Annotated in this window: 19 protein-coding genes; 16 read left to right on the top strand and 3 right to left on the bottom strand. The window is 66.2% G+C overall.

All coding sequences use genetic code 11. The features are described 5' to 3' along the window. Window positions 1-88: 88 nt before the first annotated feature. Together minD and minE are read left to right on the top strand one after the other, a co-directional pair. Window positions 89-904, top strand: coding sequence for a septum site-determining protein MinD (gene minD, locus FJ948_RS23740; protein ID WP_140708725.1), 816 nt, complete (start codon window positions 89-91; stop codon window positions 902-904). Continuing rightward, window positions 901-1173 carry a cell division topological specificity factor MinE gene (gene minE / locus FJ948_RS23735; protein ID WP_140708723.1) on the top strand — a complete coding sequence of 91 codons (273 nt, stop codon included), beginning with the start codon at window positions 901-903 and terminating at the stop codon, window positions 1171-1173. Before minD ends, minE begins: the two co-directional genes overlap by 4 nt. Before the next feature lie 349 nt (window positions 1174-1522). Here the strand turns inward: minE and FJ948_RS23730 are convergent, their stop codons facing one another. Both FJ948_RS23730 and FJ948_RS23725 read right to left on the bottom strand, forming a co-directional pair. Further along, entirely contained in the window at window positions 1523-2764 is a 1242-nt protein-coding gene (locus FJ948_RS23730; protein ID WP_140708721.1) for an ATP-binding protein, read from the bottom strand. Next, complete coding sequence (locus FJ948_RS23725; RefSeq protein WP_140708719.1) at window positions 2761-3489, bottom strand: response regulator; 729 nt, start codon at window positions 3487-3489, stop codon at window positions 2761-2763. The genes FJ948_RS23730 and FJ948_RS23725 overlap by 4 nt, the downstream gene beginning before the upstream one ends. Window positions 3490-3710: 221 nt before the next feature. Between FJ948_RS23725 and FJ948_RS23720 the strand changes: the two genes are divergently transcribed. The 10 genes from FJ948_RS23720 (at window position 3711) to FJ948_RS23675 (ending at window position 18765) form a co-directional block, all read left to right on the top strand. Further along, on the top strand, window positions 3711-4421 hold the full coding sequence (locus FJ948_RS23720) for a hypothetical protein (protein WP_140708717.1): 711 nt from the start codon (window positions 3711-3713) through the stop codon (window positions 4419-4421). A gap of 128 nt (window positions 4422-4549) precedes the next feature. After that, entirely contained in the window at window positions 4550-4768 is a 219-nt protein-coding gene (locus tag FJ948_RS23715; RefSeq protein WP_224542712.1) for a hypothetical protein, read from the top strand. Then, entirely contained in the window at window positions 4749-5903 is a 1155-nt protein-coding gene (locus FJ948_RS23710; protein WP_181173791.1) for an efflux RND transporter periplasmic adaptor subunit, read from the top strand. The genes FJ948_RS23715 and FJ948_RS23710 overlap by 20 nt, the downstream gene beginning before the upstream one ends. Beyond that, complete coding sequence (locus FJ948_RS23705) at window positions 5900-9046, top strand: efflux RND transporter permease subunit (RefSeq protein ID WP_140708711.1); 3147 nt, start codon at window positions 5900-5902, stop codon at window positions 9044-9046. The genes FJ948_RS23710 and FJ948_RS23705 overlap by 4 nt, the downstream gene beginning before the upstream one ends. After that, window positions 9030-10310: an efflux RND transporter periplasmic adaptor subunit gene (locus FJ948_RS23700; RefSeq protein WP_140708709.1), complete on the top strand. Its 1281-nt coding sequence runs from the start codon at window positions 9030-9032 to the stop codon at window positions 10308-10310. The genes FJ948_RS23705 and FJ948_RS23700 overlap by 17 nt, the downstream gene beginning before the upstream one ends. A gap of 4 nt (window positions 10311-10314) precedes the next feature. After that, entirely contained in the window at window positions 10315-13470 is a 3156-nt protein-coding gene (locus FJ948_RS23695; RefSeq protein ID WP_140708708.1) for an efflux RND transporter permease subunit, read from the top strand. Window positions 13471-13481: 11 nt separating this feature from the next. Then, window positions 13482-14981 carry an efflux transporter outer membrane subunit gene (locus FJ948_RS23690; RefSeq protein WP_140708706.1) on the top strand — a complete coding sequence of 500 codons (1500 nt, stop codon included), beginning with the start codon at window positions 13482-13484 and terminating at the stop codon, window positions 14979-14981. Between the two features lie 85 nt (window positions 14982-15066). Next, the gene (locus tag FJ948_RS23685) at window positions 15067-16557 is read left to right on the top strand and encodes an ATPase domain-containing protein (protein WP_140708704.1); all 1491 of its coding nucleotides are present in this window, start codon (window positions 15067-15069) and stop codon (window positions 16555-16557) included. Then, window positions 16554-17597 (top strand): sensor histidine kinase, encoded by a 1044-nt coding sequence (locus tag FJ948_RS23680; RefSeq protein ID WP_140708702.1) that lies wholly within the window; start codon window positions 16554-16556, stop codon window positions 17595-17597. Before FJ948_RS23685 ends, FJ948_RS23680 begins: the two co-directional genes overlap by 4 nt. Window positions 17598-17682: 85 nt before the next feature. Further along, the gene (locus tag FJ948_RS23675; RefSeq protein WP_140708700.1) at window positions 17683-18765 is read left to right on the top strand and encodes a histidine kinase dimerization/phosphoacceptor domain -containing protein; all 1083 of its coding nucleotides are present in this window, start codon (window positions 17683-17685) and stop codon (window positions 18763-18765) included. 141 nt (window positions 18766-18906) lie between these two features. On the opposite strand, the gene FJ948_RS23670 is transcribed toward FJ948_RS23675, so the two are convergent. Continuing rightward, window positions 18907-19443 carry a DUF6428 family protein gene (locus FJ948_RS23670; protein ID WP_140708698.1) on the bottom strand — a complete coding sequence of 179 codons (537 nt, stop codon included), beginning with the start codon at window positions 19441-19443 and terminating at the stop codon, window positions 18907-18909. 42 nt (window positions 19444-19485) lie between these two features. Here FJ948_RS23670 and FJ948_RS23665 point away from each other — a divergent pair, with 42 nt between their 5' ends. From FJ948_RS23665 to arsK, 4 genes are read left to right on the top strand one after another with little or no spacing between them, the layout of a single operon-like run. Next, on the top strand, window positions 19486-19839 hold the full coding sequence (locus FJ948_RS23665; RefSeq protein ID WP_140708696.1) for a metalloregulator ArsR/SmtB family transcription factor: 354 nt from the start codon (window positions 19486-19488) through the stop codon (window positions 19837-19839). Continuing rightward, the gene (locus FJ948_RS23660; RefSeq protein WP_140708694.1) at window positions 19836-20543 is read left to right on the top strand and encodes an MIP/aquaporin family protein; all 708 of its coding nucleotides are present in this window, start codon (window positions 19836-19838) and stop codon (window positions 20541-20543) included. The genes FJ948_RS23665 and FJ948_RS23660 overlap by 4 nt, the downstream gene beginning before the upstream one ends. Then, entirely contained in the window at window positions 20540-20953 is a 414-nt protein-coding gene (arsC, locus tag FJ948_RS23655) for an arsenate reductase (glutaredoxin) (RefSeq protein ID WP_140708692.1), read from the top strand. The genes FJ948_RS23660 and arsC overlap by 4 nt, the downstream gene beginning before the upstream one ends. Then, window positions 20934-22172: an arsenite efflux MFS transporter ArsK gene (gene arsK / locus FJ948_RS23650; RefSeq protein WP_246677596.1), complete on the top strand. Its 1239-nt coding sequence runs from the start codon at window positions 20934-20936 to the stop codon at window positions 22170-22172. Before arsC ends, arsK begins: the two co-directional genes overlap by 20 nt. Window positions 22173-22174 lie beyond the last annotated feature (2 nt).

Genomic DNA, 22174 nt, shown 5'->3' with positions numbered 1-22174 from the left:
CGGTTTGGGATGGCATGATGGCAGGCTCTGACAACAGCCGCGCGGCGCGCGGCACAACAAACGAAAACAGGCAACGGAGGCTTTTTCCATGGGCAAGGTAGTGGTCGTCACATCGGGCAAGGGGGGCGTCGGCAAGACCACCTCGACGGCCGCACTTGGGGCCGCGGTCGCCAAGACCGGCAAGAAGGTGGCGCTGGTCGATTTCGACGTCGGCCTCAGGAATCTCGACCTGATCATGGGCGCCGAGCGGCGCGTCGTGTTCGACCTCGTCAACGTCATCCAGGGCACGGCCAAGCTGTCGCAGGCGCTGATCCGCGACAAGCGCGTCGACACGCTGTTCCTGCTGCCAGCCTCGCAGACGCGCGACAAGGACGCGCTGACGGAAGACGGCGTCGGCGAGGTGATCGACAAGCTGCGCTCGGTGTTCGACTATGTCTTCTGCGACAGCCCGGCCGGCATCGAGCGCGGCGCGCAGCTCGCCATGCGCTTTGCCGACGAGGCGGTCATCGTCACCAATCCGGAAGTGTCGTCGGTACGCGATTCCGACCGTATCATCGGCCTGCTCGACGCCCGCACCATGCGCGCCGAACAGGGCGAACAGATCGCCAAGCACGTGCTGGTCACCCGCTACGACGCGGCGCGGGCCGCGCGCGGCGAAATGCTGTCGATCGACGATGTCCTGGAAATCCTGTCGGTGCCGCTGCTCGGCATCATCCCGGAAAGCCAGGATGTGCTGCGCGCCTCCAACCTCGGCTCGCCGGTGACGCTGACGGATCCGCTCAACAGCGCCGCCAAGGCCTATCTCGAAGCGGCACGGCGGCTGGAAGGCGAGGACCTGCCGGTGGTGGTGCCCTTCGAACGCAAGGGTTTCCTCGACCGTCTGCTCGGAAGGAGGGCGGCATGAACGTTTTCGACCTCTTCAGGCGGCGCTCCAGCGCCCCGGTGGCGCGCGAGCGGCTGCAGGTGCTGCTCGCCTATGAGCGCGCCAGCCGCGGCCAGCCCGACCTCGTCTCCATCCTGCGCGAGGAAATCATGGCCGTCATCGCCAAGCACGTGCAGATCGACCAGGACTATCTCCAGGTCTCGATGGACCGCGGCGAGACCATGTCGACCTTGGAAATCGACATCCAGATCCCCAACAAGAGCGCGGTGCCTCTGGCGATAGCGGGGTAAAAGGGACGGTCGCGAAGCTTTCCCAGCCAGCCCGTTCCTCTCCCTCCGGAGGGGGGAGAGGAACGGGCGCGAATCTATCGCGGCCAACGCTCTTCGAGCCAGCTTTCGTCTTCCGCCTGAGTACATTCGTGGGCGAGGATCAGGTTCTGCCAGGCTGGCGCCAGGCGCCCCCCTCTGTCCTGCCGGACATCTCCCCCTCAAGGGGGGAGATCGGCGGCTTGGGCGCGCCTTGCCCATTCCTGCAACGTTGGTGGTTGGCGAAAGCCGAGATGACAGCCAATCTCCCCCCAAGAGGGGGAGATGGCCGGCAGGCCAGAGGGGGGCGTGCCCCGCTGTTTTTTACACCTCCTCACACCGCCGCAAACACCACCGTCTGCGCCAGTCCGCCGTTCCTGCGGTTCTCCAGCGTCACGGTGCCGCCGTAGCGCTCGATGATCTCCTTGGCGATGGCGAGGCCCAGGCCGGCGCCGGGGATGAATTGCTGGCGGCCGGGGTCGACGCGGAAGAAGGGCTCGAAGGCCTTGTTGATGAGGTCGGGCGGAATGCCGGGACCGGTATCGGCAATGGTCATCACGGCGCGTCTGTCGACGAGGTCGAGCGCGATGGTGCAGGCCTTGCCGTGGGTGGCGGCGTTGACGATCAGGTTGCGCAGCGCGCGGCGCAGGCCGAGCGCGCCGGCGCGTACCGAAACCTTGTCGAGATGGCCGAGCGAGACGGAATGGCCGAGCGTGGCCATTTCTGCCTCGATATCGCGCACCATCCTTTCCAGGTCCAGCGGCTCGACGGCGTCCTGGTTGACCTCCTCGCGGACCAGGCGGATGGCGCTGTCGGCGATGCGGTCCAACTCGTCGAGGTCGTGCAGCCACTTGTCGCGGTCCTCGTCGAGGAATTCGGCGCGCAGCCGCATGCGCGTCATCGGCGTGCGCAGGTCGTGGCCGGCGGCGGCGACCAGCCGCATGCGGCTTTCCATGGCGGTTTTCAGCCTGGACGAGAGCTGGTTCAGCGCATGCGCGGTGGCCTTGACCTCGGCGGAGCCGACTTCCGGCACCGCCGCCAGCACGCCGTCCGAGCCGATCTTGGAGACGGCGGCCTCCAGCATCTCGACCGGCCTGATCAGCACCGAGGTGAAATAGACCGAGACGGCGGTGGCGCCGGCCACGATCAGCGAGATCCAGCCGGCCAGGACCAGCCATTCGCGCCTGGGCGGATCGATATGGGCGATTTCCAGGATTGCCCAGCGGCTGTCGGGCAGGCGCATGGAGGCACGCTGGCCGGGTTCATCCGGCTTGTCACTGACGACGGCCAGGACGTCGAAGCCACGGCGGCGCAGCAGATCGTTGAGCATCGCCGTCTCCGGCCGGTCGACCTTGCCATCGGCCGGTCGGTCGCTGAATTGCACCTGCAGCACGTCGGGGATCGGGCCGGGCAGCAGCCGCACCACCAGCTCCATCTGCTGGGCAACCCAGGGCACGACGAGTTCCGGCGGCGGCCCGCCGCCGCGCACGCTGATGACGGCGGCGGTCGCCAGGCCGACGACGCCGACGATCGAGGCGACCAGCAACAGGATGAGGCGCCGGCGCAGCGAGTTCACGCCTGCGCCTCCACCGTCTCGACGCGCGCGGTGAACTGGTAGCCGCCATTGCGCACCGTCTTGAACAGCGGGCCGTCGCCGGTGTCGGCGAATTTGCGGCGCAGCCGGCTCATCAGCACGTCGACCGAGCGTTCGAGCGGGTCGCGCTCGCGGCCTTGGGTGAGGTCCAGCAACTGGTCGCGCGACAAGAGCCGGCCGGGACGGTCGAGGAAGACCTGCAATAGGTCGAACTCGGCGCCGGTGAGGTCGACGAGCTCACCCCGGCCGTCCGTCACCTTGCGGGTGTCCGGCTCCAGCCGGTAGCTGGCGAAGCGGTAGGCGCGGGGCGGGGGCGCGGTGGCGGCTTCCTCGGGTGCCGAGCGCCTGAGCACGGCACGGATGCGGGCGGTGAGTTCGCGCGGGTTGAACGGCTTGCCGAGATAGTCGTCGGCGCCGAGCTCCAGCCCGATGATGCGGTCGACATCCTCCTTCAGCGCCGTCAGCAGGATGACGGGGATATGCGGCTTGCGGTCGCGCAAGCCGCGGCAGATGTCGAGCCCCGAACCGTCCGGCAGCATGACGTCGAGCACCGTCAGGTCGAACTGGCCCGAGGCGAGCTTCTGCTCGCATTCGCGCCGGTCGGCCGCCACCGAGACGCGAAAACCCTGGCCGTCGAGATAGCGCCCGAGCAGCGTGCGGATTTCGCGGTCGTCGTCGACGACGAGGATATGGGGTTGTGACTGCATTGCGGTGCCCTTGCCTGTGATGATGGGGCTTGTCCTGATTATAGGCAGCGCGCGCGCAAGCGGCACGGAAAATTGCAACGCAATGTTTCTCACCCGGATCGGGAAACATTGGGAAACAAATTGCCCTTTTGCGGAAACCTTCGGCAACACGCCGACGCGAAGCAGACAAACACGCTTCCTATCCTCCCGGCATCCAAAACATGGATGAAAGGGATACCGTCATGCGAAGCAGACTTCTTGCGCTCGGCCTGTTTTCCGCCGCCGCCGTCCACCCCGCGCTGGCGGCGCAGCCCGGTCCGGACGCCGCGCCCGGCGAGCCGCCGGTCATGTCCATGCAGGATGGACCGGATCACGGCCCGATGCGGTATCCGCCGCAAGGATGGGGCCCGCAGGGTTTCGGCCCGCATGGGCCGATGCGGCCCGGCCCGGAAGGCTTTGGACCGCAAGGTTTTAGTCCCCGCCGCATGGGGCCGCCACCGGAATTCATGCTGGCCGCCCGGCTCGCCGCGCTCGAAACCCGCGTCGGCATCCGCAGCGAGCAGCTCGACGCCTGGCGCGACTATACCAGCGCGCTGCAGGCGGTGCTTTCGCCGCCACGGCACGATCGAGGCCCCGGCGGGACCGGCAGTCCGGAAGCGAAAGGTCCTGATGCGGGTCCGGCCAGCAACGCCGATCCCTTCGCCTTCCAGGAAAGGCTGGCCGACGATGTCACGGCGCGCGCGGGCTCTGCGGCCAAGCTGAAGGACGCGATCGCCGAGCTGCGCGCCAAGCTCTCGCCCGAACAACTCGAAATCCTCGCTTCGGCGGATCGACCGCACGGACCACCCCCCGGTCCCTGGGGCGGTCCGCCGAATGATGCAGCCGGTCCAGCAGGCCCGCCCAATGATGGCCTGATGCCGCCGCCCCAGCCCGGGAACGGCGCGCAACTCTGACCCGCTGCGCCGGCCGGCCCGGTATCCAACCCGTTCCCGGGCCGGCCGGTCTCCTTGCCCGGGATGGCGGATCGCGCCATCCCGGATTCACCCTATGCTGTGAAGGCACGACAATGTGGGATGCCCTGATGCTGCTGCGGCTCATCGCATCGGCCAGCCCGAGATTTTCGCTCGGCCAGCCCAGGCGCGCCGGTCGCGCCGCGCTGCCCAGGCGCGCCGGCGTTACGGCGCTGCCGGCCGATACGCTGAAGGGCGCGATCCGGCTGGACTTCGCCGCCTGGCGCCTGTCGCTCCCGCTTTCGCAACGGCCCGATGGCCACGAAAATCATGACCGTAAGATCGCGTAGGACATATCTCGCCCTGACGGCCCTGCTGCTCGCGCTCGCCACCATGGCGGCGCTCAGGGCCTATGGCCGCGGCAACGCCGAACCTGCCGCGCCGGCGGTGGCGGCGCCGCGCGCGAGCCTGACGGTTGCGGTCGAGGCGGTGCGCTCCGAGGCGATCGCTTCGTCGATCAGCGCCACCGGCACCGTTGCCGCCTGGCAGGAGGCGACGATCGGCGCTGAAGAGAGCGGCCTGCGCCTGACCGACGTCCTGGTCGCCGAAGGCGATCACGTGAAAGCGGGCGATGTCGTCGCCCGGCTCGACGCCGCGTTGCTGAAGGCCGAACTGGCCGAGCAGAAGGCCGCCGTCGCCCAGGCCCAGGCGACGCTCGACTCCGCGATTTCGGCCGCCGCCCGCGCCGACAAGCTGCTCGCCAGCAACGCCATCAGCGCCGAGACGGCGGAGGAAAAGACGACCGCCGTCAAGACCGGCCAGGCCGGGGTCGAGCAGGCGCAGGCCGCCGCCGACAAGTTGCAGGCCGAACTCGACCGGACCACCGTCCGCGCGCCCTTCGATGGCGTCGTCTCCAGCAAGCCGGCCGTCGCCGGCTCGATCGTCCAGGCCGGCACCGAACTGATGAAGATCATCCGCGACGGCAGGCTGGAGGTCGGCGTGCTGGTTCCCGAAAAGGATCTGCCGGCGGTGTCGGTCGGGCAGGCGGCCGATGTCGTCGACGCGGCCGGCCGCCGCTTTGCCGGCAGCGTCTCCTCGATTGCCCAAACCGTCAATTCGACGACGCGGCTGGCCACCGTCCATGTCGCGCTCGGCGAAGGTTCGGGGCTGAGGCCCGGCATGTTCGCCCGCGTCTCGATCGCGGGTCCGGCTTCGCGGCGGCTCAGCGTCGCCGAGGCCGCCCTTGTCTGGCAGGACGGCAAGCCGGTGGTCTTCGTGGTCGATGCCGCCGGCAGGGCAGCCGCGCGCATGGTGGCCGCGGGCGCCCACCAGAACGGCCGCGTCGCCATAGAAAGCGGCCTTTCGGAAGGCGATCATGTGGTCGTCGCCGGCGCCGGTTTCCTCTCGGACGGCAATCTGGTGCGTGTCGCCGATGCACAAGCCGGCGCCGATGTCGCCGGCCATGCGCCGGAGGCGGCGCGATGAACGCCATTTCCTCCTGGTCTATCCGCAACCCGGTGCCGACCATCGTCTTGTTCCTGTCGCTGACCATCGCCGGTCTCTACGGGTTCATGCAACTGCGCACCAACAACATGCCCGACATCGACCTGCCGACGGTCACCGTCACCGTCTCGCAGCCGGGTGCGGCGCCCAGCGAAATGGAGGTGCAGGTCGCGCGCGTGATCGAGAACACCGTGGCGACGCTCGAAGGCGTCGACGACGTCTCGACCTCGATCAGCGAAGGCTCTTCCGTCACCACGGTCGAGTTCACGCTTGGCACCGACCCCGAGACGGCCGCCAACGACGTGCGCAACGCTGTTTCGGAAGTGCAGTCCAGCCTGCCGGCGGCGGCCGAGTCGCCTGTCGTGGCCAAGGTCAATGCGACGGGCAATTCGGTGCTGACCTATGTCGTCGAGGCCCCCGCAATGTCGCCCGACGCGCTGAGCTGGTACATCGACAATGATGTCGCCAAGGCGCTGCTCGGCGTCGACGGCGTTTCCAAGATCACCCGTTCGGGCGGCGTCGACCGGGTCATCCGCGTCGAACTCGATCCCGACCGTCTCGCCGCGCTCGGCATCAGCGCCGGCGATGTCAGCCAGACGCTCGCCTCCAACAACGTCAACCAGCCGGGCGGCCGCACCAGCGTCGGCGGCCAGGAGCAGTCGGTCCGTACGCTGGCCAGTGCCGGAACCGTCGAGGCGCTGGCCGACACGCGCATCGCGCTGTCGGGCGCCGGCGACGTCAAGCTCTCCGATCTCGGCCGGGTCGTCGACAGTTGGGAAAAACCGCGCCAGGCGGCCTATCTCGACGGCCGGCAGGTGGTCGCCTTCAACGTCTACCGCTCCGTCGGATCGAGCGAGATCGACGTGGTCAAGGCCGCGCGCGCCGCCATCGCCCGGGTGGGCGCCAGGACCAGCGCGGCGAAATTCACCGAAGTCACGTCCTCGTCCGGTTTCGTGCAGGAGAGCTACGACGCCGCGCTCGAGGCGCTGTGGCTCGGCGCATTGCTGGCGGTCGGCGTCGTCTGGCTGTTCCTGCGCGACATCAGGGCGACGCTGGTGTCCGCCGTCGCCATGCCCTTGTCGCTGATCCCGACCTTCGCGGTCATGGCGGCGTTCAACATCTCGCTCAACAACATCACCTTGCTGGCCCTGTCGCTGGTGGTCGGCATCCTGGTCGACGACGCCATCGTCGAGATCGAGAACATCGTGCGCCACATGCGCCAGACCGGCGCCAGCGCCTACCGGGCGGCGATCGAGGCGGCCGACGAGATCGGGCTTGCCGTGGTGGCGACCACGGCGACGATCGTGGCGGTGTTCCTGCCGGTCGCCTTCATGCCGGGGATACCGGGAAAATTCTTCTTCTCCTTCGCCGTCGCGGTCTGCGTGTCGGTGCTGTTCTCGCTGCTGGTGGCGCGCATGGTCACGCCCCTGATGGGCGCCTATCTGGTGCGCGCCGGCGGCCACAGCGAGGACGACATGCCGGCCTGGGTGCCGACCTATCTCAAGCTGTTGCGCAAGGCGCTCGACCACCGCTGGATCACGCTTGCCGCCGGCATAGCCTTCTTCGCCTTCTCGATGTTCCTGGCGACGAAGCTGCCGACCGAATTCATGGCGGCAACCGATCGCGGCCGCTCGATGATCTCGGTCGAGCTGCAGCCGGGATCGACGATCGAACAGACCAGCGCCGTCGTGCTGGACATCACGAAGCGCCTGAAGGGCGAGCCGGCCGTCGACAGCATATTCGCCACCATCGGCACGGCGGCCTCGTCCGGAGGCGGCCCGAACCGCGGTTCGACTTCGGCCGAAGTGCGCAGCGCCAACGTCACCGTCAATTTGAAGCCGCGCGGCGAACGCTCGATCAGCCAGCAGCAGTTCGAGGCGCAAGCATCGCCAAAGCTCAACGACATACCCGGCGCGCGCATCCAGTTCGGGGCCGACGGGTTTGCCGGCGCCAAGGTGGCGATCACTCTGGTCGGCGACGATGGCAGGGCGCTGGAGAAGGCCAGCGATGCGCTGATCGAGCAAATGAAATCGGTCCCCGGCCTCATCAACCCGACCTCGACGGCGGCGACGACCAAGCCGGAACTCATCGTGCGGCCCGACAGCGCCAGGGCGGCCGCGCTCGGCGTGACGCCGACCGAAATCGCCTCGACGGTGAAGATCGCCACCATCGGCGACACCGACACCAGCCTTGCCAAGTTCAATCTCGGCGACCGCCAGGTGTCTGTTGTCGTGACCTTGCCCGACGGTGCGATCGACGATCCGGCCAAGCTGGCCGTCCTGCCGCTGGTCGGCGGCAAGGGCACGGTGCCGCTCGGCGCCGTCGCCGATATCGGCTTCAATGCCGGACCCAACAGCATCACCCGGGTCGGACGCAGCCGCAGCGCGACGATAGAGGCCGATCTCTCCGGCCTGACACTCGGGCAGGCGACATCGGCGATCCGCGCCTTGCCGGTCATGCGGGACCTGCCCGCCGGCGTGCAGGAGCTGTCGCGCGGCGACGCGGCCCGCATGCAGGAGCTGTTCTCGGGCTTCGCCACCGCGATCGCCGCCGGCATATTGCTGATGTACCTGACGCTGGTGCTCTTGTTCCGCGGCTTCGTGCAGCCGGTGACCATCCTGGTGGCGTTGCCGCTCTCGATCGGCGGCGCGCTCGGCTTCATGTTGATCGCCGGCAAGGCGCTTGGCATATCGCCGCTGATCGGGATATTGATGCTGATGGGCATCGCGGCCAAGAACTCGATCTTGCTTGTCGAGTACGCCCTGGTCGCGCAGAAGGAGCGTGGCATGAGCCGCTTCGAGGCACTGCTCGACGCTGCCCGCAAGCGGGCACGGCCCATCGTCATGACATCGATAGCCATGGGTGTCGGCATGCTGCCGATCGCGCTCGGCATCGGCGCCGATGCCGAGACCCGCGCGCCGATGGCGATCGCCGTGATCGGCGGGCTCATCTCCTCGACCGTGCTCAGCCTCGTCTACGTGCCCGTCGTCTACACTTTCATGGACGACATGCAGCGCTTCCTTGGCCGCCATCTTGGCCGGCTGCTCGTGGAGCGATCCGATGCCGACCGCCAGGCGGCGACAGCAACCCCAGCGAAAGATCCAGACCATGCTTATCCAGTCTAATCATTTTGCGCTGCCGGCGCGCCGTCTGTCGCCCTGGGCAGGCATGGTGTGCGCCGCCGCGCTTTTGCTGGCGGCCTGCTCGCAGGAGGGCGGCAAGGCGCCCGCCGGCATGGGCGGTGTCGGTAAGCCGGAAGTCGGCGTCGTCACGCTGCATCCGCAATCGGTCGCGATCACGGCCGAACTGTCGGGGCGCACGGCGGCATCGCTGATCGCCGAGGTGCGTCCGCAAGTGAACGGCATCATCCAGCAGCGCCTGTTCAAGGAAGGCAGCGAGGTGGCGGCGGGACAGCCGCTCTACCTCATCGATCCGGCGAGCTACAAGGCTGCCTATGACAGCGCGGTCGCGGCGCAGCAGAAGGCGGCGGCGGCGGTGCCCACCGCGCAAGCCAAGTTCGACAGATATGCCGGCCTCTTGAAGCAGAACGTTGTTTCCAAACAGGATTATGACGATGCCGCCGCCACGCTTGCGCAAGCGCAGGCCGATGTGGCTTCCGCCAAGGCCAGCGCCGAAACCGCGCGCATCAGCCTCGATCGCACCTCGATCACCGCGCCGATCGCCGGCCGCATCGACAAGTCGACGCTGACGCCGGGCGCGCTGGTCACCGCCAACCAGGAGACGGTGCTGACCACGATCCGTTCGCTCGATCCGATCAATGTCGACGTCACGCAGTCGAGCACCAATCTGCTCAACCTGCGCCAGGCGATCTCGGAAGGGCGGCTGAAGTTCAGCGGCCCCAATGTCTCGGTCAAGCTCAAGCTCGAGAACGGCACCATCTACACGCAGACCGGCAAGCTGGAATTCGCCGGCGCCAATGTCGACCAGACCACCGGCACATTCGCCCTCAGAGCCGAGTTCCCCAATCCCGACCGCCTGCTTCTGCCCGGCATGTATGTGCGGGCGCTGGTCGAGGAGGGCGTCGCGCAGAACAGTTTTCTCGTGCCGCAGCGCGGCGTCACCCGCAACACCAAGGGCGAGGCTACGGCCATGGTCATCAACGCGCAGGGCAAGGTCGAGACGCGCGTGCTCGCCGTGCGCAACACCGTCGGCAACAACTGGCTGGTCGATAGCGGCGTCGGCGACGGCGACCGCGTCATCGTCGAGGGGCTGCAACTCGTGCGCCCCGGCGGCGATGCGACCGGCGTCGAAGTGACGATCGACGAGGCGACCGGCGAGATCAAGGACCGCGGTCAGACCTCGGCCTTGCCGGCCCCATCCAAGATGGCCGCCACCGGCCAGCAACCCGCCGCCTCGACCGGGAACTGAGACGATGTCAGCTTTTTTCATCAACCGGCCGATCTTCGCCTGGGTGATCGCCATCGTGATCATGCTGGGCGGCCTGCTCGCGCTCACCACGCTGCCGATCTCGCAATATCCACAGATCGCGCCGACCACGGTCAACATCAGCGCCACCTATCCGGGCGCCGATGCATCGACCGTTGAGAATTCGGTGACCAAGGTCATCGAGCAAGGCATGACGGGCATCGACAATCTCGACTACATGACGGCGACGTCGACCTCGACCGGCTCGGCCTCGATCACGCTGACCTTCACCAGTTCGGCCGACCCCGACACAGCGCAGGTGCAGACGCAGAACAAGCTGCAGCTGGTGCAGTCGCAGCTGCCGCAGGTGGTGCAGAGCAACGGCATCACCGTTTCAAAATCCTCGACCGGCTTCCTGATGGTCATCGGCTTCGTCTCCAGCGACGGCAAGCTGAACTCGACCGACCTCGCCGACTATGTCGACGCTACCGTCAACGACACGCTGAAGCGCGTCGAAGGCGTCGGTTCGACGCAGCTTTTCGGCTCGGGCTACGCCATGCGCATCTGGCTCGACCCCGACAAGCTCGCCAAATACGCGCTGATGCCGAATGACGTGGCGAGCGCGATCGAGGCGCAGAACACGCAGGTTTCGGCCGGCCAGCTCGGCGGCCTGCCGGCGCGCAAGGGCCAGCAGCTCAACGCCACGGTGACCGCCAAGAGCCGGCTGCAGACCGCCGAACAGTTCCGCAACATCATCCTGAAGAGCCAGACGGACGGCTCGCTGGTCCGCCTCAACGACGTCGCCACCGTCGAACTCGGCGCCGAGAGCTATACGACGCAGGCCAACTATAACGGCAAGCCGGCGGCGGGCGTCGCCGTCAGCCTGGCGACCGGCGCCAACGCCATCAGCACCGCTGAGGCGGTGCGCTCGACGATCAACCGGCTGAGCTCGACCTTCCCGCAAGGGGTCGAGGTCGTCTACCCCTACGACACTTCGCCCTTCGTGCGGCTGTCGATCGAGGAGGTGGTCAAGACGCTGGCCGAGGCGATCGTGCTGGTGTTCCTGGTGATGTTCATCTTCCTGCAGAATTTGCGGGCGACGATCATCCCGACCATCGCGGTGCCGGTGGTGCTGCTCGGCACGTTCGGCGTGCTCTCCTTCTTCGGCTATTCGGTCAACACGCTGACCATGTTCGCCATGGTGCTGGCCATCGGCCTTCTGGTCGACGACGCCATCGTCGTTGTCGAGAATGTCGAGCGCGTGATGCAGGAGGAAGATCTGTCGCCAAAAGAGGCGACGCGAAAATCGATGAACGAGATCACCGGCGCGCTGGTCGGCATAGCCACCGTGCTGTCGGCCGTGTTCGTGCCGATGGCCTTCTTCGGCGGCTCGACCGGCATCATCTACCGGCAGTTCTCGGTCACCATCGTCTCGGCGATGGTGCTGTCGGTGCTGGTCGCACTTGTGCTGACGCCGGCGCTGTGCGCCACGATCCTGCGGCGGCCCAAGGACCATGCTACGCAGACCGGCCCGTTCGGCTGGTTCAACCGCGTCTTCGACCGCGGCACGACGGCCTATCGCGACGGCTCGCATGGCATCATCAACCGGTCCTGGCGCTTCCTCGCCATCTTCCTCGCCATCGTCATCGCCATGGGCTGGATGTTTGCGCGGCTGCCGAGCTCGTTCCTGCCGGAAGAGGACCAGGGCATCCTGATCACCAGCGTGTCGCTGCCGGTCGGCGCGACGCAGGACCGGACCGAGCGCGTCCTGGCTCAGGTGACCGACCACTATCTCAAGGACGAAAAGGACGCGGTCGAAGGTGTCTTCACCGCTTCCGGCTTCGGCTTCGGCGGCGCCGGGCAGAATGTCGGCATCGCTTTCGTGCCGATGAAGGAATTCAGCAAGCGCAAATCGCCAGCCCTGTCGGCGCAAGCGGTCGCGCGCCGCGCCATGGGTGCCTTCTCCAAGATCCGGGATGCGCAGGTCTTCGCGCTTGCGCCACCCGCGATCCAGGGTTTTGGCAACACCAACGGCTTCGATTTCTACCTGCAGGATGTCAACGGCGCCGGTCATGATGCGCTGATCCAGACGCGTAACCAGCTTCTCGGCCTCGCGGCCCAAAGCAAGCTGCTCACCGCCACAAGGCCGAACGGACAGGAGGACCAGCCGCAATTCGCCATCGACATCGACCAGGAAAAGGCCAGCGCGCTCGGCGTCAGCCTCGCCGACATCAACAACACGCTGTCGAGCGCCTGGGGCAGTGACTATGTCAACGATTTCATCGATCGCGGGCGGGTGAAGCCGGTCTATATGCAGTCGGACGCGAACTTCCGCATGCAGCCGGAAGATCTGGACAAATGGCAGGTGCGCAATGCCAGCGGCGCCATGGTGCCGTTTTCGGCCTTCGCCTCCAGCCACTGGACATTCGGCTCGCCCCGGCTCGAACGCTACAATGGTTCGGCCGCGGTCGAGATCCAGGGCGCGGCGGCGGCGGGCGTGAGCTCGGGCGCGGCGATGGACGAGATCGACAAACTCGTCGCGCAACTGCCTCCCGGATATTCGCATGAATGGACGGGGCTGTCGCATCAGGAGCGGCTCTCGGGCAACCAGGCGCTGTCGCTCTACGCGATCTCGGCGCTGGTCGTGTTCCTATGCCTGGCCGCGCTTTACGAGAGCTGGTCGATCCCGTTCGCGGTCATGCTGTCGGTGCCGATCGGCATCTTCGGAGCGCTGGCGGCGGCAACGCTGTTCGGCCAGACCAACGACGTTTATTTCAAGGTCGGCCTGCTGACCACGATCGGCCTTGCCGCCAAGAACGCCATCCTGATCGTCGAGTTCGCCATCGAGCGGCAGGCGGCCGGGATGGGGCTGGTGGAGGCGACGCTCGAGGCGGCACGACAACGATTGCGGCCGATCCTGATGACGTCGCTGGCCTTCATCCTCGGCGTCACGCCGCTCGCGATCGCCAGCGGTGCGGGCTCGGGCGCGCAGAACTCCGTCGGCATCGGCGTGATGGGCGGCATGATCGCGGCGACCGTGATCGGCGTGTTCATGGTGCCGCTGCTGTTCGTCACGGTACGGCGCATCTTCAAGGGCAGGGTGGCCAAACCAGATCCTGGGCAGGATACGGGCGAAACGCCGGTGACGGCCAACCAGCAATAAGGGTTCTGCACATGACAGGTCTTGAACGTGGCTCGGTGGCCGCGAAGCGGCTCCTTGCGCCCATCCTCAGCGCGGCCATGCTCGCCGGATGCGTCGTCGGTCCCGACTATCGGACGCCCATCCTGCCGATGCCGGCAAACTGGAGCGGCCAGAAGCCGACGAAATCCGTCCAGCCGGCGCGGCTTTCGCAATGGTGGCGGCGCCTGCGCGACCCGCAGCTCGACACGCTTGTCGAGGAAGCGGTCGCCGGCAATCTCAATGTCGCGACCGCCAGGGCCAAGATCCGCGAGGCGCGCGCCAGCTACCGGCAGTCCGCCGGCGCGCTGTTCCCGTCGGCCGACGGCTCGGCGTCGGCGACGCGCAACAAGACGTCGGCCGCCGCGTCGGGCGGCACCGCCAGCGACGCTTACAGCCAGTACCAGTCCGGCTTCGACGCCAGTTGGGAACTCGACCTGTTCGGCGCCAACCGCAGGGGCGTCGAGGCCGCGCGCTACGGCGTGGACGCGTCCGAGCAGGAACTGCGCTCGACGCTGCTGACGCTGGTCGGCGACGTGGCGTCCTATTATGCCCAGGCGCGCGGCTACCAGGCGCGCATCGCACTCGCCCGGCGCTCGGCCGCATCGCAACGGCAGACCGCCGAACTCACGCGCACCATGGCGCAGGCGGGTACCGCGACCGCCGCCGATGTCGCCAAGGCGATGGGGCAGGCCAGCAGTACCGAGGCCTCGGTGCCGACACTGGAAGCAAGCTATGCCGAGGCCGTGCACCGGCTTTCGGTGCTCACCGGCCGGCCGCCGGCCGCGCTCAGCGAGCGGCTGAAGCGAAGCGCCCCGATCCCGGCGCCACGGCTGCCGATCCCGACCGGCATCCCCGCCGACATCCTGCTGTCGCGCCCGGATGTGCTCATGGCCGAGCGGCAATACGCGCAATACACCGCCAAGGTCGGCCAGGCGGAAGCCGCGCGCTATCCCACGGTCAGCCTGACCGGGGACATCAGCACCACGGCCTACAAGCTCGGCGATCTCGGCAAGAATTCCTCTATCGGCTGGTCCTTCGGGCCGACCCTCAGCGTGCCGCTGTTCAATGCCGGGCAGCTCAAGGCGGCCGTTGAGGTGGCTCAGGCGCAGCGCGACCAGTATTTCATCGCCTACCGGTCTTCGGTGCTGACCGCGCTCGAGGATGTCGAGAACGCGCTCGTATCGCTGGCGCAGGAGCGTATCCGGATCGGCAAGCTAGCCTCGTCGGCGAAATCCTATGGCGATGCGGCGCGGCTGGAAGGCACGCTCTACAAGGCCGGCGAGACCAGCCTGCTCGACGTGCTCGACGCCCAGCGCTCGCTCTACTCTGCCGAGGATTCGCTGCTACAGAGCCGCGTCCTGCTGGCGACCAACTACATCGCCCTCAACAAGGCGCTCGGCGGCGGCTGGGACGGCGCGGTCGATACCGCCAGGCCCGAGATCGTCGACGTCAAGACCGGTCCGCGGCTGGCTAAGGCGGCGGGCCAGGGCTGACCGGTTTGTGTTTAGGAGCGCTCCCGGCTGGGGAACCATCGCAACCCACGTCCGTTACGGTGTTCACGAAACACGAGGGGATAATGTGGACAGAGAAGACGATGCCTCACCAGTCGCTTCCGGCGTTGAAGGCCTCGACTATGTGCTGCGAGGGGGCTACGCCAAATTCCGCTCGCATCTCGTCGAGGGCAGGCCCGGATCCGGCAAGACGACCGTCGGCCTGCAGTTCCTGATCGAGGGCGCCCGCAAGGGCGAGACATGCCTTTACATCACACTGTCGGAGAGCAGGCGCGAACTGCTGTCGGTCGCGGGTCGCCATGGCTGGGATCTGAATGGCATCGAGATCCTCGAACTGGTGCCGCCCGAGCTCAGTCTCGATCCCTCCCAGTTGCAGACCCTGGTGCATTCGTCAGATCTGGAGCTTGGCGAAACCGTGCAGTCGGCGCTTGCCGAGATAGAGCGCATAAAGCCCGACCGGGTGGTGTTCGATTCGTTGTCGGAGATCCGGCTGCTGTCGCAAGGGTCCTTGCGCTACCGCCGGCAGGTGCTGGCGCTGAAAAGCTTTTTTCTGCTCAACAACGCCACCGTGCTGCTACTCGACGACCTTACCGCCGAGCATGACGATCTCAACCTGCATTCGATCAGCCACGGCGTTATTCGAATGGAGCAACTTTCGCCGGCCTATGGCGGCGAAAGGCGGCGCCTGCGCGTCATCAAGATGCGCGGTGTGCAGATCCGTGGTGGCTTCCACGATTTCGCCATCCGTCCGGGCGGCGTCGTGGTGTTTCCCCGGCTTGTCGCCTCCGAGCATGAGCTGGGCGAGCACGGCACGCCGGCAGTGAGCACGAGCTCCCTCGACGCACTGATCGGTGGCGGCCTCGATCGCGGTACCAGCACGTTGCTGATGGGGCCTTCCGGCATCGGCAAGTCGAGCATTGCCTGCACCTACGCCCATGCAGCGCTTGCGCGCGGCGAGCGGGTACTGGTGCTGCTGTTCGACGAAACCAAGCGCATCTTCCTCGCCAGGGCGGCTAGCCTAGGCATGGATTTCGCCAGTTACGTCAATGACGGCTCCCTGTTGCTCGAGCAGGTCGATCCGGCCGAGCTTTCACCTGGTGAGCTGTCGACGCGCATCCAGTCGGGGGTGGAGCAATCGGACGCGAGAATCGTCGTCATCGACAGCCTTACCGGCTATCTCAATGCGCTGTCCGAGGAGCAGCACCTGCTGCTGCAGATGCACGAGATCCTGACTTACCTCAACCAGAGGGGCGTGGTCACCATCCTGCTTCTGGCCAATCACGGGCTCATCGGCCAGATGGCCGCTCCCGTCGACATGACGTATCTATGCGATGCCATAATGCTGCTGCGCTTCTTCGAAAGTGGCGGGCGCCTGCGCCGTGCCATCTCGGTGGTCAAGAAGCGCGTCGGTCCGCACGAGGATACGATCCGCGAGTTCAAGATCAGCGGCACCGGGGTTGCCGTGGGCGTGCCGCTGGAGGAGTTTCGCGGCATCCTGACCGGCGTGCCGTTTTTCGAGGGCAAGCAGTCCGACCTTCTCAAGGACAAGCCGTCGTGACGGCAGCGGAAACCTCCGTGCTCGTGCTGACTCCGGTCGGACGCGACGCCCGGATCGCCGTCTCTATTCTGGCGGCGAGCAAGATAGACGCGCACATCTGCTCTTCCCTCGAGGACACCTTGCCGCTGCTGGAGCGGGCTCAGTGCCTGGTGGTTGCCGAGGAAGCCCTTATCAACGTGGATCGAGGCCGTCTTGCGGCGTGGCTCGAAAGGCAGCCGGCATGGTCGGATTTTCCGATCGTGCTTCTGGTGATGCGCGGGACCGATTTCGACAAGCGACTGGCCTTTCTCGATCGCTACCTCATCGTGCTGGAGAGGCCCTTCCTGGCGTCGAGCCTGACCAATTCCGTGCGCTCGGCGCTGCGCGCACGCGCTCGCCAGCTTGAGGTCAAATCCTATATCGAACAGAAGCAGGAGGTCGCCGACCGGCAGAAGCTTCTCATCCGCGAGTTGCATCATCGCGTCAAGAACACACTGGCCAATGTGCGGGCGATGATGGGAGCAACCGCCAGGTCGAGCGGCAGCATCGAGGATTTCATGAAGGACTTCTCGGCCCGGATCGTCTCCCTGGCCGACACGCACTCGATGCTGACCGATGATTATTGGCAAACGGCCTCTTTGCACAAGCTGCTGGAGCGGGAGCTTCGTCATTACGAGACGCGCGACACGCCTCGCATCGTGATCGAAGGCCCCGATGTCGCGCTGATCGCCGATATCGCGATCCCGGTCGGCATGGCGTTCCATGAACTTGCCTCCAACTCTTCCAAGTTCGGCGCGCTCTCGCGCCCGCTCGGCCGGCTCGACGTGCGCTGGTCGGTCGGCAGGGCCGGCGACGCGCGGATCGTCAATCTCGACTGGAAGGAACTGGACGGCCCCAGGGTCGAGCCGCCAACGCGGCGCGGTTTCGGCACGACGCTCCTGGAAAAGGTGGTGGCCGTGCAGTGCGATGCCAGCATCAGGCTGAACTATCTTCGCGACGGCCTGCATTTCACCATGGCGCTGCCGTTGCGCGAGACCAGGCTGGTGCCGGCCTATTCATGATGCCGTTGGAACTGCCGCTTTGGCGATAGCTCGTCCGTCGCTTCGCTGATATTAGTGCCATCCAGAAATATCCTGGATGCACAATATGACGTCGAATTCAGACAAGGCGGAGACGGTCGAGCAGTTGCTCGAAACGCCGGATCTAGCCAGCGCGCTGGAAAGCGAACAGTTTAAGAAATTCCTCGACCAGGTGCCGATTGCAATCGCGGTTTCGGATCTCGGCGGGCAGGAACGTGTTGTCTATGCCAATCCGGAGTTCGAGAAACTGTCCGGCTTGAAGGCGGCCAGGCTCGCCCAGATGGACTGGGCGGCACTTTCCGGCGTCGGCCTGCACCAGAACAAAGATCGCGCGCTGTCCGACGCGGTCGTAGAAGATACCGATTTCATCGGTACGTTCCGGCTGGAGCGGGTCGAGGACAAACCTACCATCGTGGACGTCTATTCCAACGTCATCGAGGATGACAATGGCAAGGCCTGCTTCCGTCTGGTGGCACTGGTCGACGTCTCGGCGCATGGCGAGACCGAAGATGCACGTTCGATCGAGGAGCGGGTCCGCGAGAAGGACACTTTGCTGCGCGAATTGCAGCACCGGGTGAAGAACAATCTGCAAATGATCACCGCCTTGATCCGGCTCGAAACGCGCAATGCGACCGAGCCGGACCAGAAGCGATTCGAAAGACTGGCCGGCCGCGTCGATGCCCTGGCGATCCTCTATCAGACGCTTTCGGGCGAGGAGCACAAGGAAGAGGTCGATCTCGGCGTTTATCTCAGCCAGATCGCTTCGGCCGTAATGGCCTCGCATGCTGTCGAGGGCATTCGCCTCGACATGAAGGTGGACACCTATCCGGTCTCCATCAACGTTGCCATGCCCACTGGCCTGGTGGTCAACGAACTGCTGACCAACGCGCTCAAACATGCATTTCGCGGGCGTGACAGCGGGACGATCACGCTGCATAGCGTCGTGAACGGTGATGGCTGCCGCGTCGTCGTCGCCGATGATGGGATCGGCTTGCCGGAAGGCGAGAGCTGGCCCAAGCAAGGCAAGCTCGGCGCCCTCATCGCCCAGTCGCTGACGGAGAACGCCAAGGCCGAGTTCGACGTGGCTTCCAGCGCCGATGCGGGCACCCGGGTCACGATCGTGTTCAAGCGCTCCGCCGCCGCGGCCTAAGGCCGTTCCTGAAGTGTGCCTAGCGTTTTCCCTTGGTAATTGGGTGAAACAGCGAGTTGGATGGTGCATCGCACCGGGACTGTCGCCCGATGCCAGCCCTGAACTGAGGGACGAAGCCTTCCTTGCCTGGAGGCGAGCAATTTATCCGCAACACGGTTGCGAGCCGACGGGAGGCTCGCAGCAGGCCTTGGGTTTTCGACCCTCCTCCAGCCAACGGTCGCGCGGCTTGCAGCTTGCCGGCCGGGGCGAAAGGTCCACATGCACGGCGCCGTCGGCGAGCTGGGGAAGGGCGGCCCGATAAAGCGCGATCGGACGCACACCGTCGCTGACCTCGAAGGTCAGCCGGGCGGAAGGGTTGAGATCGACATGCTCGGTCACCTTGCGGATGATCGCTGAGAATTTCCTGGCCGGCATATGCGTGCGGTCGCCCTCGTCGACGTCCCAGAGCTGGATGAAGATCTCGGCCCAGGCTTCCGGGTTGGCGCCGCAGTCCAGCGCGGCGAATGTGCCGGCCTTCACCTCGGTGACGTGGTAGCCGGGCTTCACCGACCGGCCATCATGGAAAAACACCAGCTGCCTGTCCTCGTGGCCGGCCAGAAAGCCCAGGAGACCAGCGATGGTGATGTCCTCGGGGTCACCAGTGGCGGGTTCAAATTCCCGATTGTCAGAGGCGAGCATGTGAGGTAATCCTTGTTTCAATATTTATAGGATTGTTGAAATATGGATGAACGTCAAGCCCTGTCCGCCTTCGCGGCCCTTTCGCAGGAAACGCGGCTGCGCATCCTGCGGCATCTGGTGATCGCGGGTCCGGATGGTATTGCCGCGGGCGCCATCGCCGAGAAGGTCGAGGTCTCGGCCTCGAATGTGAGCTTCCACCTGAAGGAACTTGAACGGGCAGGGCTGGTAAGCGTGCGCCGCGATTCCCGCTCGATGGTCTACAGCGCCGAATATGAAGCGCTGAGCGGGCTGATCCGCTTCCTGATGGAGGATTGCTGCTCCGGAAGGCCGGAAATCTGCGCGCCGGCGCTGACGCCAAGCTGCTGTGCGGCCGATGCGCGGGAGACGGCGCGATGACAGTCGAGCGGCAGTTCGACCTGCCGCGCCGTGTGGTCGCGGAAAGCCTCGGCACGGCGCTGCTGGTGGCCACGGTCGTCGGTTCGGGGATCATGGCACAGTCGCTGACGAGCGACGGCGCGCTGGCACTTCTCTGCAACACGCTGCCAACCGGTGCGAGCCTCGTCGTGCTGATCACGATCCTCGGCCCGATATCCGGTGCCCATTTCAATCCGGCCGTGTCGCTCGCCCTGACGTTTTCGCGCCGGCTGTCGGCCGGCGACTGCGCCTTGTATATGCTGGCGCAGTTTACCGGCGGCATTGCCGGCACGGCGATCACGCATCTGATGTTCGGCCTGGCGCCGCTGGCGCTGTCGACGCATGACCGCACCGGCGCCGGGCAATGGCTTTCGGAAGGCGTCGCGACCTTCGGCTTGCTTGCCGTCATCCTCGCCGGCCTGCGCTTCGAACGCGTGGCCGTGCCCTGGCTGGTTGGCCTCTATATCACCGCTGCCTATTGGTTCACCGCCTCGACTTCCTTCGCCAATCCCGCGGTCGCGGTGGCGAGGGCGCTCACGGACACGTATTCCGGAATCAGCCCGGCAAGTCTTCCCGGCTTCATCGCCGCCGAGTTCGCAGGCGCCGGCTTCGCGCTGGTGTTGATGACGTGGCTGCTGCAGCCGCAATCCGAAATCCAATCTCTTGCCGTCGAGGCCGCGCCATGACCGTAACGATCTACCACAATCCCGACTGCGGCACCTCGCGCAACACGCTTGCCATGATCAGGGCGAGTGGCGAGGAGCCTGTCGTCATCGAGTATCTGAAACATCCGCCCAACCGGGACCGCCTGCGCCAGCTGATCGCCGCCATGGGAATTCCGGTGCGCGCTGTACTGCGCGAAAAGGGCACGCCCTATGCCGAGCTTGGCCTTGCCGATCCCAAATGCAGCGACGAGCAGCTGCTCGATGCCATGCTGAGGCATCCGATCCTGATCAACCGGCCGATCGTCGAGACGTCCAAGGGGACGCGGCTGTGCCGGCCGTCCGAGCTTGTGCTCGACCTGCTTGACCATCCGGTGAACCATTTCACCAAGGAAGACGGCGAGGTGGTCACCGGTGACCGTGGCAGCAAGTGATCGGGGCCTATCCGACCTCGATGCCTCGGAACGCGCGCCGATAGCCGCGATTGCCGCCCTGGGGATCACCCAGATCATCGGCTATGGCACGCTCTATTACAGCTTCAGTATCCTTGCCGCCGACATGGCGAGGGATTTGGGGTGGCCGACCGAATGGATTTTCGGCGCGCTTTCGGCCGCCTTGCTGGTTGGCGGCCTGACGGCGCCCTGGCTGGGACGCTGGATAGACCGCTTCGGCGCCGGGAAAGTCATGACCGCCGGCTCGGTGCTGGCAGCGGCGGCACTCGCCGCCTGCGCGAGCGCTCCCGCGGCCGTGGCTTTCGTGGCGGCGCTGATCGTCCTCGAAGTGGCATCGAACCTGGTGCAGTACGGCGCCGCCTTCGCGCTGCTGGTGCAGATCAGGCCGCATGCCGCGCAACGCGGCATTACCTACCTCACCCTCATTGCCGGCTTCGCCTCGACCGTGTTCTGGCCGATCACCTCGGCCTTGCACGCGCACATGTCGTGGCAAAGCGTCTATCTTGTCTTCGCGGGGCTGAACCTGCTTGTCTGCCTGCCGCTGCACGCCTGGCTCTCGCATGGGCTTGCCAAGGGCAGGCGGGCGGCAAGCGCGCCGCCACGGCATATCAAGGGATCGCTTCCCGCCTCGTCGCGGCCGCTCGGCCTGGCGCTGATGGTCATTGCCTTCTCGCTGCAGAACCTGATCGCCGCCGCCGTGCTGGTGCATATGGTGCCGCTGCTTTCCGGACTTGGCCTCGGCGCGACCGCCGCCATCGTCGGAACGCTGTTCGGGCCGTCACAGGTGTTGAGCCGTTTCGTCAATATGATCTTCGGCGGCAAGCTGTCGCCCTTGATGCTTGCCATCATCTCGGCCAGCCTGATGACGGCCGGTGTGGTCGTGCTGGATAGTACCGCGCCCTCCATCGCCGGTGCGATGGCGTTCGCCGTCATCTTCGGCATGGGCAACGGGCTTTTCAGCATCGTCACCGGCTCGCTGCCGCTTGGATTGTTCGGTAGCGAGGGCTACGGCCGGCTGCAAGGGCGGGTGATGTCGGCCCGGCTGATCGTGTCGGCCGTCGCGCCTTTTGCCTTGTCGGTCGCCATCGTGCATGTCGGCATTGCCTGGTCGCTCGGGGCGATGGCGGTTCTGGGCAGTGCCGCGCTGCTGGTCCTGGCAGCGATCACGAGACTGCCGGACGGGCGCGGCGACCTGATGTGACG

Origin of the sequence: Mesorhizobium sp. B2-3-12, from assembly GCF_006442205.1 — a bacterium.
In the GTDB taxonomy this organism is placed as follows: domain Bacteria; phylum Pseudomonadota; class Alphaproteobacteria; order Rhizobiales; family Rhizobiaceae; genus Mesorhizobium.
Note: the sequence above shows the minus strand (reverse complement) of the source record. Positions and strands in the feature narration are given on the sequence as shown.